Origin of the sequence: Microbacterium sp. 2RAF4 (assembly GCF_052115285.1) — a bacterium.
Lineage (GTDB): Bacteria > Actinomycetota > Actinomycetes > Actinomycetales > Microbacteriaceae > Microbacterium > Microbacterium oxydans.
On the sequence record NZ_JBFRGI010000002.1, the window covers coordinates 165068 to 178643 of the forward strand.

Here is a 13576-nt window from a genome sequence, read left to right on the forward strand (position 1 = left end):
AGCCTATCGCGGGGTGGCGTCCTTCTCTGTGCGTGAGGCGTGCTCAGCCGGCGAGTTCGCCGAGCGTCACGTCGACGTCGTAGTCCTTGCCTCCGCGCACGTACGTGACCTTGGCATCGCTGCCGGCCGCAGCCGCACGGACCTGGGCGGTGAGATCGCTCGCACTGGTGATCGGGACACCGTTGAACTCGGTGACGACGTCACCCTCCTTGATGCCAGCGGCCGCTGCTGCGCCGCCCTCGTTCGCCTTGGCGATGTACGCCCCGGAGACGGTCGCTCCCTGCACGCTCGAGGCGTCCTGCACAGAGGCGCCCAGCAGGCCGTGCGTCGCGACCCCGTCGGCGATGATCTCGTCAGAGACGCGCTTGGCGACGTTCGACGGGATGGCGAAACCGATGCCGATCGAGCCGGACTCCTCGGAGCTCCCCGAACTGGCGATCGCCACGTTGATGCCGATCAGCTCGCCCTTGCTGTTCACCAGAGCGCCACCGGAGTTGCCGTGGTTGATCGCCGCGTCCGTCTGGATCACCGCGATCGAGATGGAGTCGGAGGTCTGCGGGGTGCCGCTGCCCGGAATGTCGAACTGGAACGGTCCCTGTCCCTGTCCCTGATCGGGCGTCTGCTGCTGATCCGGCGCATCCTGGGACGAGGAGTCGGGCAGCGCGGAGGAGGCGATCTGGATGCTCCGGTTCAGGGCGCTCACGATGCCGGTCGTGACGGAGTTCGCCAGCCCCAGCGGCGCACCCAGCGCGACGGCCGTGTCTCCGACGTTGAGCTTCGAGGAATCGGCGAACTCCATCGGGGTGAGCCCCTTGGCGTCCTTCAGCTTGATCACGGCGAGGTCGTAGATCGGGTCGGTGCCGACCACGGTCGCCTCGTAGATGCGCCCGTCCGACGTCGTCACGCGGATCGTCGGATCGGCGACCGCGCCGCCCAGCGTCACGACGTGCGTGTTGGTGAGCACGTACCCGTCGTCGCTGATGATCACGCCGGACCCGCTGCCCGCCTGGTCGGAGCCGGCGACCTCGATGGTCACGACGGAGGGAAGGGCTGCCGTGGCGACGGCGGTGGTCTCGTTGACGGATCCGGGGTTGTTCACCGTCACGGTCTGCGGACCTGTGGCCGTGCCCGACGACGGGCGGTCCTGGATGCCGTTGAGCAGCGCCCCTCCGCCGAATCCGGCGACTCCGCCGACCAGGGCCGCGGCCACGATGAAGGCGGCGAACTTCGCGCCGCCACGAGGCTTCTGCTCCTTGGTCTTCGTCCCGTCGCCGTGGGCACCGTACGGAGCGCCTTCGCCGAGAGGCTGGGTGGGCTGTGTGTGCGCCGTCGCGGTGGGGATGCCGAACGCGGCTCCCTGCGCAGTGGCCGTTCCCGATGCGCCGGCAGCCGGTGCCGCGTAGCCGTGCGGAACCGGGGCGATCACGGGCGCGGCCGGGGCCTGCGAGGTGAAGGACGACGGCATCTCGTGGCCCTGTGTCGGCGCGGCGGCGGCCGGAGCGACAGGCGCCGACGGCACGGATGGCGACGCGGCGGAGGGCGCGGTCGAGTCAGCGGCGGCGTTCGTCGCCGGCTGTGCGGCGACCTCTGCGGCCTCGGTGGACGGCACGGCGTCGTTCGACGCGGGTACCGACTGGTCCTGGGGGTTGTCTTCGTTCATGGTGTGTGCTCCTTCGACGACCATTTCAGAATGACGCCTGTATCTGTGCGTTCCTTATGTCGAGGATGAGTTTCAGCTATGCCCTTAGCCTGTTCTTCATGAGTGTCATTCCCGGCGCATGGCGGCGCACGGCAGCGGGTGCAGGTCTGCTCGCTGCGGACGGAACCGTCGCGCCCACCATCTTCGCAGAGATGTCGGCGGCAGCGGCCAGACCCGGTGCCATCAATCTCGGGCAGGGCTTCCCCGACGAGGACGGCCCTGCCCTGGTTCTGGAGGCCGCACGAGCGGCCATCGCGAGCGGAGCGAATCAGTATCCGCCCGGTCGCGGCATCCCCGATCTCCTCGAAGCCATCAGCGCGCATCAGCAGCGCTTCTACGGGCTCTCGGTCGACCCGGCCACCGAGGTGATCGTGACCGCAGGGGCGACGGAGGCTCTCACCGCGACGCTCCTGGCGCTCATCGACGGGCCAGAGGACGAGGTGGTCGTGTTCGAGCCCTACTACGACTCGTACGCGGCCGCCGTGGCCCTGGCCGGCGCAGCCCTTCGCACGGTGCCGCTGCGGGCTCCGGACTTCCAGCCCGACCTCGAGCGCCTCGCCGCGACCGTGAACGACCGCACCAGGATCATCCTCGTCAACGACCCGCACAACCCGACGGGCGCGGTTTTCGGGCGCGATGTGCTCGAGGAGGTGGTGCGACTCGCGGAGAAGCACGACGCGATCATCGTCACGGACGAGGTGTACGAGCATCTGGCTTTCCATGCTCCGCACACGCCGATCGCGACCCTCCCCGGAGCCGCCGACCGCACGCTCACGATCTCGTCCGCCGGGAAGACCTTCTCCGCGACGGGATGGAAGATCGGGTGGGTGCACGGACCCGCCGCCCTCATCACCGCCGTGCTCACCGTGAAGCAGTACCTGACGTATGTGAACGGCTCGCCCTTCCAGCCCGCCGTCGCGGTGGGGTTGCGGATGGACGACGCGTACTTCGCGGACTCGGCAGCCCTGCTCGCGCGCAAGCACGGGATCCTCGGCGATGGTCTGCGCGCGGCGGGCTTCACCGTGCATGCCCCGCAGGGCGGCTACTTCACCGTCGCCGACGCGACCGCGCTGGGTGGAGGGGACGCCGCTGAATTCTGCCGGGCCCTGCCTGAGCGCGCCGGTGTCGTGGCAATCCCGCTCACGGCGTTCGTCTCCGCAGCGCACAGGAGCGAGTACTCGGGTCTGGTGCGATTCGCCGCCTGCAAGCGCGTCGAGGTGCTCGAGGAGGCGGCGGACCGCCTCGCCGGTCTGTCCGGCCGCTAGGGCCGTGCGGGCTCGACCACATACCGTCGTGCCCGCAGCGAAGGGTTGGTCACGCGGACACGCTCGATCATGTCCCGCTCCACGGCCGCGACCGCGATCCCCGGACCGGTGCCCACTCCGGCGAGCACGACGCCCTGGGGATCGACGATCTGCGAGTGCCCGACACCGATCGGCGTCGGGTGGTCGGCCGCGAGCACGTACACGGTGTTCTCGATCGCGCGCGCGGCGAGCAGTGTGGTCCAGTGGTGCTCCTTGAGCGGGCCTCTGACCCACTCCGCCGGCACGACCAGGACGTCGGATTCCGCGTCGACGAGGGAGCGGGCGACCTCCGGGAATCGGAGGTCGTAGCAGGTCATGAGCCCGAACCGCAGACCGCCAAGGTCGAAGGTGGCCGCGACTCCCACCTCGCCGGGCTCGACCCAATCGGACTCGGTCTGCCCGAACGCGTCGTAGAGGTGCTGCTTGCGGTAGACCGCGAGCACGCCGTCGCCCCGCACCGCAACGACCGTGTTCCGCACCCGCTGCTCGTCGGATGCCCGCTCGGCGAGGCCGGCGACGATGACGACCGCGTACTCCCCCGCCAGTGCCGTCAGCGTCGAGACGAACTCCCCGTCGAGGTCTTCCGCGTTCGCCACCAGGCTCTCGTCCATCGGATCAACGAAGTAGCTGGAGTACTCCGGGAACACGATCAGCTTCGCGCCGCGCGCAGCCGCAGCTGCTGTCAGCTCGGCGATCCGTTCGCGATTGTCGGCTCGGGATGCGGTCGGCGCGAACTGGCACACGGCGACGGGGACGGCTGCAGTCTCGGACATGCCTCCATCCTCGCGCATCGACACGCCCGGGGCACCGTCGGGAGGGCCCCTCGATTAGACCGACCCCGGAATCCGTGATAAGTTTCTTCTTGTGCCGCGGGGTGGAGCAGTTCGGTAGCTCGCCGGGCTCATAACCCGGAGGTCGCAGGTTCAAATCCTGTCCCCGCAACAAATGAAAGGCCCTCTGACTCGGAGAAATCCAGGTCAGGGGGCCTTTCGCTTTCTTTGTTCCGCCTGAATCGCATCAGCCGCAGCGGTCAGCGGGGTCAGAGGAGTTCGGCCACCAGGCGCTCGATCCGGGTGCGGATGTCGTCGCGGATGGGACGGACCGCTTCGATGCCCTGCCCTGCGGGGTCATCGAGCTTCCAGTCCTCGTAGCGCTTCCCTGGGAAGAAGGGGCAGGCATCTCCGCATCCCATCGTGATCACGACGTCCGACGCCTGGACGGCTTCGGTCGTGAGCACCTTGGGTGCCTCGGCCGTGATGTCGATGCCGAGTTCGGCCATGGCGTCCACCGCGGTCGGATTGATCTGATCTGCCGGCATGGATCCGGCGGAGCGCACCTCGATCCGGTCCCCGGCGAGGTCGCGAAGGAACCCCGCAGCCATCTGGGAACGGCCGGCGTTGTGCACGCAGACGAAGAGCACGGAAGGCTTCATCTCGGTCATGTCGCTCCTGTGAGTGTGAGGGGGTCGAGACACGAATGGGCGCCCCGAGGGACGCCCATTCGAATCGTTGCCGCAGGTCAGTTGCCCGCGGAGTCCAGCTCGATCAGCTTCTGGACCGCGGCAGTGAGGCGCTCATCGGCCTCGGCGAACTTCGCGAGGTCACCTGCCTTGAGCGCGGTCTCGCGGTCGACCAGCGCCGCCTGAGCGGCCGCCAGTGCGTCCGCCTGGGCGTCGGTGGGCTGCGAGGGCTCCGTGGGGACCTCTCCGGTGTCCGGGACCTCGGCGTTCGGATCCGGCTCCACCGTGTCGTCACCGCCGGTCGCACCGGAATCACCGCCGAACAGCGTGTCGAGCGCTTCCGTGAGCGTGTTCTCGAACGCGACGCGATCACCGAACGCCACGAGCACCTTCTGCAGTCGCGGCAGCTGGGTTCCCTCGGACGACTGCACGTAGACGGGCTGCACGTAGAGCAGACCGCCACCGACGGGCAGCGTCAACAGGTTTCCGTAGATGACCTCGGACTCCCCCTGCTGGAGCAGGTTGAGCTGGGGCACCACCGACGTGTCGGAGTTGTACGTGTTCTGCACCTGGCCGGGACCGGGGACCGTGGTGTCGGTGTCGATCTCGAGCATGCGCAGTTGGCCGTAGCCGTCCGCCTTCACGCCCTTCTCCGAGCCGGCGTCCGAGTCCACCGCGAGGTAGCCCATGAGCACGTCACGGCTTCCGCCCGCGCCCTGCGAGTTCGGGATGAACGTGGAGAACATCGAGAACCGCGGAGCGTCCTGACCCGGCATCTGCATGGTCAGGTAGTACGGCGGCTGCAGCATCGACTCGCTGCGCGGGTCGTTCGGCGTCTGCCAGCGGTTGTCCTGCTGAGCGAACGATCCGGCCTTGTCGACGTGGTAGACGCCGAGGATGTCGCGCTGCACCTTGAACAGGTCGGTCGGGTAGCGCACGTGACTCATGAGCTCACCGGACATCTCGCTGATCGGCTTGAGCGTCGACGGATAGACCTTCTGCCAGGTCTTGAGCACCGGGTCCTCGTCGTCCCACGCGTACAGCGTGACCGAACCGTCGTATGCGTCGACGGTCGCCTTGACCGAGTTGCGGATGTAGTTGATGTCGTCGATCGCGAGCGTCGGCGACGGGATGTTGGAGTCGGCGATCGCGTCCGACAGGCTCACGCTCGTCGAATACGGGTACGTCTGGCTGGTCGTGTAGCCGTCGACGATCCAGACGATACGACCGTCCACCACGCTCGGGTACGGGTCGCTGTCGAGCTCGAGGTACGGCGCCACCTTCTGGACACGCGTCTTGGGGTCGCGGTCGTAGAGGATCTGCGAGTCCTCGTTGACGAGGTTCGAGAACAGGATCTGCTCGGACTGGAACTTCAGCGCGTAGAGCAGCTTCGTGAACGTGTCGCCGATCTTCGGACCGCCGTCGCCCTCGAACGTGGTCTTCGTCTCGCTCGAGCCGTCCTTGCCGCGCGGGTAGTCGATCTCCGCGGGCTCGGAGTCCTTGGGAGCGCCGACGATCGAGTACTCGGGCGAGTTCTCGCCGAAGTACACACGCGGTTCGAAGTTCTCGCGGTCGGACAGGAAGCCCGAGGTCGGGATGCCGCGCTCGAGGAACACGGGCTCGCCGTCGGTGGTGCGCTGGTTGCCCGCTGCGGCCACGAGACCGTAGCCGTGCGTGTACACCGCGACACGGTTGTTCCAGTTGTCTCCGTCGCCGAGGCCCGACATGTCGAGGTCACGCACGGACACCACGGTGTCCTGCATCTTGCCGTCGATCTCGTAGCGGTCCACGTCCATCGTGGTCTGGAACTGATAGTAGCCGCGGTACTGCTCGAGCTGACGCACCGTCGGCGGGATCACCTTCGGGTCCATGATTCGCGTCGAGGCGGTGGTCTCGGCGTCGGCGCGCAGCTGGCCGGCCTCGGCGTCCGTCTTGGCGGCGAACGGCGTGGTCTCGAGGTCTGCGACCCCGTACGCCTCCTTGGTGCCGTCGATGTTCCGCTGGTAGTACTCGGCCTGGTAGGCGTTCTGGTTCGGCTTCACCTGGAAGGTGGTGACCACCCAGGGGTAGCCGATGCCCACGACGAGCGACGCGACGATCAGCAGGGCGGTCGCCGCCAGAGGGAAGCGCCAGCGGCCGATGACAGCGGTGACGAAGAAGAGGATCGCCACGACGGCGGCGATGATGGCGAGGATCGCGAGACCGGGGATCGTCGCGTTGACGCCCGTGTAGGCCGCACCGGTGATGCGGTCATCGGGCTCGACGAGGGTCTTGTACTGGTCGAGCCAGAGGCTGGCGGCCTGCACGAGCAGGTAGAGGCCGGCGATCACCGCGAGCTGGATGCGGGCGGGCTTCGAGATGCGCAGCTCGCCCTGGCCGATGCGCACCGAGCCGTACAGGTACGACACCAGTGCGGTGACCAGCAGCGAGAGCAGGAGCACCGCGGAGACGAACGCGAGCAGGATCGAGTAGAACGGCATCGCGAACATGTAGAAGCCGGTGTCGATGCCGAACTGGGGGTCGACGTCGGCCGTCGCCACACCGTTGGCCCAGAGCCAGACCGTCTTCCACTGCCCGGCGGCAGCGAAACCGGCGAAGAGGCCGAAGAAGATCGGCATGCCCCACATCGCCAGGCGACGAAGCGGTTCGATGACCTCCTGGTAGCGGTCCAGCTGCGAGCTGAGCCGGACGTACACGGGACGGAGCCGGTAGGCGAGCTGGATGACGACGAACAGCGGCACGGCCATCCCGAGGAAGCCGACCACGAACATCACCGCCGTCGCGATCCACTGCGTGGTGAGGACACCGGTGAAGCCCACCTGGTCGAACCAGAGGAATTCCGTGTAGAGCGAGGCGAACACGAAGAACACCGCGATCAGGGCGGCGATGATCACCAGTGAGATGCCGAGGATACGTCGGGACGTTCGAGGCGTGGCCGGATTCGGAGCTGAGGGCGAGGAGGTCACCCCTCCATCCTAGGCATCGCTCACTGTGCGCAGGCTGTCATCCCGGTCACGGGGCGATCACGGCGCGGTCGCGGACGCTTCCGCGGTCACCGGCCGGCGACGTCGCACGTCGGGAGCGCAGCGACGTCTCCGTCGTCGGCGATGACCTGCAGGGCGGCCAGCGACTCGTCGAGGGTCGCCGTGCGGATCACCTGAAGCCCGTCGGGCACATGACCCACGACCTCGTCGCAGTTGTCGGCCGGCGCGAGGAAGTACTCCGCTCCGGCATCCCTGGCGCCGTAGAGCTTCTGCCGGATGCCGCCGATCGGGCCGACGGTGCCGGCCGCGTCGATCGTCCCGGTGCCGGCGATGTCCTCGCCGCCGTTGAGCTCACCCTCGGTGAGCGTGTCGATGATGCCGAGTGCGAACATCATCCCGGCACTCGGCCCGCCGACATTGTCGAGCTGGATCGTCACGTCGATCTCGAAGTCGTAGTCGGTGCGGAGCGTGATGCCGATGAGCCAGGTGGTCTTGTCACCCTCGGTGTGCTCCTCCGGGGTGACCTCGACGGTCTGCTCGGTGCCGTCGCGGACCACGGTGAGCTGCACCGGGGCTCCTCCCGCGGCCTGGATCGCCTCTCTCAGCTGAGTGGCCGAGGTGAGAGCCGTGCCGTCGATGGCGGTGATCACGTCGTCGGCTTCGAGGATGCCGTCGGCCGGCGAGTCCGCGACGGCGTCGACGACCACGACCTGCGCCCCGGTGTCGTAGCCGAGCTCATTCAGTGCTGCCGCCGTCGCCTCGTGCTGGGAGTCGACCATCAGCGTGGCGTTGCGCTCATCGCGCTGCTCGGTCGTCACGCCCTGGGGGAACACGGAATCGAGCGGGACGACCGCCTTCGACGAGTCCATCCAGGCCAGAGCGAGCTCGAACCAGCTCGGAGTCCGCTCGCGGTTGCCGACGACCTGCACCGTCGTCAGATCGAGGGTGCCGGCGGTCTCGAACGTCTCCGCACCTTCGACGCTGATGAGCGGCACCTGCTCGCCGTCCGCGCCCTTCGCCGTGCCGAGAGTGTCGTACACGGGCCCCGGCCGCTGGATCACATAGGGCGACGGAAGGAAGGTGAGCAGGACCAGCGCGAGGAGCGCGACGATCAGCGCCCAGACTCCGAGTCCGAGCTTCCCAGACCGCGTTCGATCCACTGCATTCCTCCGTCGTTCGCGAGCGGCGTACACCGATCTGCCCGCATCGGGTTCGCGCGCAGAAACCTGTGACTAGCGTAGATGCCACGGCAACAGAACTGCTGAGAGGGCGAGTGACATGGCAGACAACGACCCGACACCCGAGGACTTCCAGGAGTTCCTGCGGAAGATGCTCTCGAACCAGGGCGGCGGGGACATCGACCCCGAAGCGCTCCGAGGCGCGTTCGAGGGGATGGATGGATTCACCCTCGACCCGGCGATGATGCAGACCATCATGTCGCAGCTCCAGGGCGCCTTCGGCGGTGATCCATGGGAGAACGCCCTGCGCCAGGCCCTTTTCATCGCCAACCGCGACGGGCAGGGAGTGACCGACGGCTCCCGCACCTCGCTCGCCGATTCCTTCGCGCTCGCGAACCTGTGGCTCGGCGAGGCGACGACGATCTCCGAGCTCTCCGAGGCCCCGACGGCGATGACCAGGGGCGAGTGGGTCGAGAAGACGCTCCCGGTGTGGAAGGAGATCGCCGACCCGGTATCGACGAGCATCGCCGACGCCCTGACCTCGGCGTTGGACACGCAGGTGCCCGAGGACATGCGCGGCGTCGTGCAGGGAGCGGGGAAGCTCATGCGGGGCCTGGGCGGCTCGGTGTTCGCCGCGCAGTTCGGGCAGGTTCTGGGAAACCTCTCACTCGAGGTCGTCTCCGGCGGCGACGTGGGAATCCCCGTGCTCCCGGCGGGGACCGCGGCGATCATCCCGCAGAACCTCACGGCCTTCGGGGAGGGGCTCGAGATCCCGGAGGACCAGATCGCGCTGTACCTCGCCACCCGCGAGCTCGCGTACGCGCGGCTCTACAGGCACGCGAAGTGGCTGCACCTGCACGTGATGGCGCAGATCACCGACTTCGCACGGGGAGTCACCGTCGACGTCGATGCCCTGGAAGACGTCGCCAGTCGCCTCGACCCCTCCGATCCCGAAGAGCTGCGTGCGGCCATCGAGGGTGGCGCACTGCTCCCCGTGCAGAGCGAGGCGCAGCGCGAGGCCCTGACCCGTCTCGAGAACCTCATCGCGACGATCGACGGATGGGTGGACGTGGTGACCGCCGAGGCGACCTCCCGTCTGCCGGACGGCGCCCGGATCGCGGAGGCCGCTCGACGCCGTCGCGCCGCGGGAGGACCGGCTGAGGACGCGCTCGGCGCGCTGGTCGGGCTCAAGCTCCGCCCCCGTCGGATGCGCGAGGCGTCCGCGATGTGGCAGGCGGTGACGGACGCTGTCGGCCTCAGCGGCCGCGACTCCCTGTGGGACTACCCGGACCTCATGCCGACCGCCGAGGACATCGACGACCCGAGCGGGCTCGTTGCTCGTCTCCAGGCCGCCGAGCGCGGCGAGCAGCCGGTCGCCGACGAGTTCGATGAAGCGCTGGCCCGGCTGCTCGACGGCGACGACTTCTCGCAGGACAAGCCCGCAGACGGGACCTCCGCGGATTCGGACGGAGACGACGCAGCGCCGGAAGGCGACAGACCGGTCTGAGCACGATGGGTGCGGTCGAGGGCGCTCCCGGCGACCGCACCCGTCCTCCCCTGTCAGGCGGATACGACGGAGTTCTCCACCGATGCCCGCAGACGGCCCCGCGCCGTGCGGTTCCTCTCCACAATCGGAGAGATGCCGCTGACTCCTCCGCTCCTCACCCGCCTGGACCCGGGCTCTCCGCTGCTCTGGCGGGACGAGCGCACGCTCCAGCTCGGCGACGACGACGGTCCGCGCTTCGATGCCGCGGAGGCCTGGGTGGAGCGGTTGCTCAGTCGGCTGCGCTCCGGCTTCCGCCGCGGCTCCTTCGACGTGATCGCCCATGCGGCCGGCGCACCCCGGGAGGCGGCACGGATGCTCCTCGCTCGACTCGACCCGCTCCTGGTCGACGACCGCGCCCCCGCCCGATCGGCCTGGGTGGAGAGCATCGGGCTCTCAGACGGACGTGGCGAGTACCGCATGCGGGAAGTGCTGACGGACGAAGGAATCCCCCTGGTCGAGATCGGTCGGCGGCCCGGTGTCGGTGTCGTGCTCGTGAACGGAGCGACCGCCGCGCTGCAGTTCGCCCGCTTTCTGCGCGAGGACACCGCGCACCTGCCCGTGTCGTTCGAACCGGGAAGGGTCACCGTCGGGCCGCTCGTGGTTCCCGGCTCGTCGGCCTGCCTCGCATGTCGCGACGCCCATGCCCGAGACCTCGAGCCGGCCTGGCCGCTTCTGCACGCGCAGATGATCGGCCGAGACCCCGGTCCGATCAGGGCCGCGCAGGTCGCCGAGGCCGGCCGACTCGCGGCCGTGCTCCTCGCCGACGACGCCGCGGCCATGGGGCGCATGGTGCGGGTCAGCGCTGACGGCTCCCTCGCGTGGCGTTCGGTGACGTTTCACGAAGAATGCCGGTGCCGCGGCCCGTGGTTCCCATCTCGGCGAGGAACCGAGACGGTGCGCGCTCTCCCCGGCCCGCCGATCTCGACCATGACAGCGCCAGCGTCCGCGCGGCGCGCGTGACACCGACGTACGCCAGGCGGCGCTCCTCGTCGACGGCCTCGAACGTTGTCGCGTAGGAGATGGGCAGCGACCCCTCGGCCCACCCGGCCAGATAGACGTGCGGCCACTCCAGGCCCTTGGCTGCATGCAGAGTCGACAGGGTGACTGTGCGCATCGTCGGCTCGTGCTGGTCCTTCGCTCGCGCCATCAGGGCGTCGCTGAAACTGCGCAGGTTCGAGTCGGGGCCGGCTTCTTCCGCGAGCCGCAGAATCGCCCGCCGGGCCTCCCATCCGTCCCGTTGCGCTCCTCCGGCAGCGGGTGGCTGCTCCGTGAGTCCGAGCTCGCGGAGCACGCGCTCCACTCCGGGGAGGAACCCCTGCTCGGTCGGGGCGACGGCCGCAGCGCGAAGGGCGAGGATCGCCTGGCGGACCTCCGGCATCGAGAAGAACCTCGTCCCCCCGAGCACCGAGGTCGCGATGCCTTCGGCGGCGAGCGCCTGCTGCAGCACGGCGGATTGGGCATGAGCGCGATAGAGCACCGCGATCTCGTCGGGAGAGGTGCCGGCTTCGATACGGGCGGAGATGCCGGCGGCGATCCCCGCAGCTTCTTCTCCCTCCGTGTCGTACGCGGTGATCGTCGGCGCGTCCGCAGTGAACTGCTCGCGCGCCGGCACGAGTTCGAGCGCGCCGGGACGACCCCGCATCAGCGCATTCGCCGCGGTGAGGATCGGCGGCTGCGAGCGGTAGTTGGTCTCCAGCCGCACCACCGTGGCGTCGGGGTGACGACGCTCGAACTCGAGGAGGAACCGCTGCTCGGCCCCGGCGAACGAGTAGATGGTCTGGCTGGCGTCGCCGACGACGCAGATGTCGTGCCGGTCCCCGAGCCACAGCTCGAGCAGACGGTTCTGCAACGGCGACACGTCCTGGAACTCATCGACCGTGAAGTGACGGTACTGCTCGTGGACGGACGCGGCGACGCGCGGCTCCGCCTCGAGCATGCCGGCGCAGGCCAGGAGCACGTCTTCGAAGTCGAGCTGACGGCGGTCGTCCTTGAGCGCCTCGTACCCGCGCATCAGCTCGACCAGCTGCGTCGCGTCGATCCCTGAGACCGGCCGACCCAGCGCGGCGTACTGGTCGATCGAGAGCATCGAGACCTTGCGCCACTCGATCTCCGAGGCGATGTCTCGCAGCGTCGCGGTGCTGGGCCGGAGGCGGATCGCATCGGCAGCCTGCCCGAGCATCCGCACCTTGTTGTCGATGATCGACGGCGCAGGCGAGCCGGCCAGAGTAGGCCAGAAGAAGTTCAGCTGCGCGAGTGCCGTCGCGTGGAAGGTGCGAGCGGCGACCCCCTCGACGCCGAGCGCGCGCAACCGACCGCGGAGCTCCCCCGCTGCCTTCGCCGTGAAGGTCACGGCCATGACACGCGACGGCGAGTAGGCCCCCGTGTCGACACCGTGGGCGATGCGATGGGTGATCACCCTGGTCTTGCCTGTTCCGGCTCCGGCGAGCACGACGACGGGACCGCGCAGCACGGATGCCGCCGCCCGCTGGCGCTCATCGAGGGCATCGAGTGCGCTCACGCCCTGTCCTCGTACCAGTCGACGATCAGGGCGCGAGCGATCGATGCCGGCCCTGGAAGCCCGACCGGTCCGTCTCCGGCGAGCGCGGATCCGATCTCGGTACGTGTGAACCAGCGGACCTCGATGATCTCCTCACCGTCGGCGCGCGCGGTCGTCTCGTCGTCGACGACGGCGCGGAAGCCGACCATGAGCGACCGCGGGAACGGCCAGGGCTGCGAAGAGACGTATCGGAGGGCGGACAGACGCACACCCGACTCTTCCTCGATCTCACGGTAGGCGGTGGATTCGAGGGACTCCCCCGCTTCCGTGAAGCCCGCGAAGCAGGAGAACATCCGCCCACCCCAGTTCGCGTTGGCGCCCAGCAGCAGCCGCTCGCCGTCCCTGCTCTCGACGGCGACGATCACGGCGGGGTCGGTGCGGGGGAAGTGCTGCCGTCCGCAGACCAGACAGCGCCGGGACCAGCCCGCCTGGCGGAGCTCGGTCTCCCCGCCGCACGTGGGGCAGAACGCCGCGTCCTGAAGCCAGCCGGCAAGGGCGATCGCGCTGATGAGCAGCTCGGATTCCTGGCCGTCGATGCGACCACCCAGGTCGCGCAGTCCCAGCCAGATCTCGTCCGGCGCCGTATCGAGCGCGTCGTTCTCCGGCGGGGCTGCCGCGAGGAGCAGCAGGGTGCCGTCGAGATCGCGCCCCAGAAGCGCCCAGCTCGCCTCCACGACGGCATCGGGTGCGACGCGCACGAGCGCGGAGTCGACGACTCTGACACGACCTTCACGGACCACGACGACGCGCGTCGCAGGGTCGTCGCGGAGACGGGCGAGCACATCCGGTTCCTCGCGGAGTTCGGCCGCACGGTCGAGGGACGGGCGCTGAATGGTCATCGACTCCCTC

The 13576-nt window shown here is 68.9% G+C and carries 9 protein-coding genes and 1 tRNA gene; 3 read left to right on the forward strand and 7 right to left on the reverse strand.

Going from position 1 to position 13576, the window contains the following annotated elements; all coding sequences use genetic code 11:
* Positions 1–43: 43 nt before the first annotated feature.
* Positions 44–1660: a S1C family serine protease gene (locus tag AB4070_RS05005; RefSeq protein WP_441979158.1), complete on the reverse strand. Its 1617-nt coding sequence runs from the start codon at positions 1658–1660 to the stop codon at positions 44–46.
* A 98-nt stretch (positions 1661–1758) separates the two neighbouring features.
* Here AB4070_RS05005 and AB4070_RS05010 point away from each other — a divergent pair, with 98 nt between their 5' ends.
* Positions 1759–2964, forward strand: coding sequence for an aminotransferase class I/II-fold pyridoxal phosphate-dependent enzyme (locus AB4070_RS05010; RefSeq protein ID WP_441979159.1), 1206 nt, complete (start codon positions 1759–1761; stop codon positions 2962–2964).
* Here AB4070_RS05010 and AB4070_RS05015 read toward each other — a convergent pair.
* Positions 2961–3776, reverse strand: coding sequence for a carbon-nitrogen hydrolase family protein (locus tag AB4070_RS05015; RefSeq protein ID WP_441979160.1), 816 nt, complete (start codon positions 3774–3776; stop codon positions 2961–2963). The genes AB4070_RS05010 and AB4070_RS05015 overlap by 4 nt on opposite strands.
* Before the next feature lie 95 nt (positions 3777–3871).
* Here AB4070_RS05015 and AB4070_RS05020 point away from each other — a divergent pair.
* A tRNA-Met gene (locus tag AB4070_RS05020) sits at positions 3872–3945 on the forward strand.
* Between the two features lie 97 nt (positions 3946–4042).
* Here the strand turns inward: AB4070_RS05020 and AB4070_RS05025 are convergent.
* From AB4070_RS05025 to AB4070_RS05035, 3 genes are all read right to left on the reverse strand, one after another.
* Positions 4043–4444, reverse strand: a complete 402-nt coding sequence (locus AB4070_RS05025) for an arsenate reductase ArsC (protein ID WP_441979161.1) — start codon at positions 4442–4444, stop codon at positions 4043–4045.
* A 77-nt stretch (positions 4445–4521) separates the two neighbouring features.
* The gene (locus AB4070_RS05030) at positions 4522–7428 is read right to left on the reverse strand and encodes a UPF0182 family membrane protein (RefSeq protein WP_441979162.1); all 2907 of its coding nucleotides are present in this window, start codon (positions 7426–7428) and stop codon (positions 4522–4524) included.
* Positions 7429–7514: 86 nt separating this feature from the next.
* The gene (locus AB4070_RS05035; RefSeq protein ID WP_441979163.1) at positions 7515–8606 is read right to left on the reverse strand and encodes a YlbL family protein; all 1092 of its coding nucleotides are present in this window, start codon (positions 8604–8606) and stop codon (positions 7515–7517) included.
* 118 nt (positions 8607–8724) lie between these two features.
* Here AB4070_RS05035 and AB4070_RS05040 point away from each other — a divergent pair, with 118 nt between their 5' ends.
* Positions 8725–10131 (forward strand): zinc-dependent metalloprotease, encoded by a 1407-nt coding sequence (locus AB4070_RS05040; protein ID WP_441979164.1) that lies wholly within the window; start codon positions 8725–8727, stop codon positions 10129–10131.
* An 835-nt stretch (positions 10132–10966) separates the two neighbouring features.
* Here the strand turns inward: AB4070_RS05040 and AB4070_RS05045 are convergent.
* Together AB4070_RS05045 and nudC are read right to left on the reverse strand one after the other, a co-directional pair.
* Positions 10967–12688: an ATP-dependent helicase gene (locus AB4070_RS05045; RefSeq protein WP_441979165.1), complete on the reverse strand. Its 1722-nt coding sequence runs from the start codon at positions 12686–12688 to the stop codon at positions 10967–10969.
* Positions 12685–13566, reverse strand: coding sequence for an NAD(+) diphosphatase (gene nudC / locus AB4070_RS05050; RefSeq protein WP_441979166.1), 882 nt, complete (start codon positions 13564–13566; stop codon positions 12685–12687). The genes AB4070_RS05045 and nudC overlap by 4 nt, the downstream gene beginning before the upstream one ends.
* Positions 13567–13576 lie beyond the last annotated feature (10 nt).

Bases quoted from the DNA above. Each gene is read 5' to 3' on its own strand.
- AB4070_RS05005 (WP_441979158.1), bottom strand. From the start codon at position 1,660: ATGAACGAAGACAACCCCCAGGACCAGTCGGTACCCGCGTCGAACGAC.
- AB4070_RS05010 (WP_441979159.1), top strand. From the start codon at position 1,759: ATGAGTGTCATTCCCGGCGCATGGCGGCGCACGGCAGCGGGTGCAGGT.
- AB4070_RS05015 (WP_441979160.1), bottom strand. From the start codon at position 3,776: ATGTCCGAGACTGCAGCCGTCCCCGTCGCCGTGTGCCAGTTCGCGCCG.
- AB4070_RS05025 (WP_441979161.1), bottom strand. From the start codon at position 4,444: ATGACCGAGATGAAGCCTTCCGTGCTCTTCGTCTGCGTGCACAACGCC.
- AB4070_RS05040 (WP_441979164.1), top strand. From the start codon at position 8,725: ATGGCAGACAACGACCCGACACCCGAGGACTTCCAGGAGTTCCTGCGG.
- nudC (WP_441979166.1), bottom strand. From the start codon at position 13,566: ATGACCATTCAGCGCCCGTCCCTCGACCGTGCGGCCGAACTCCGCGAG.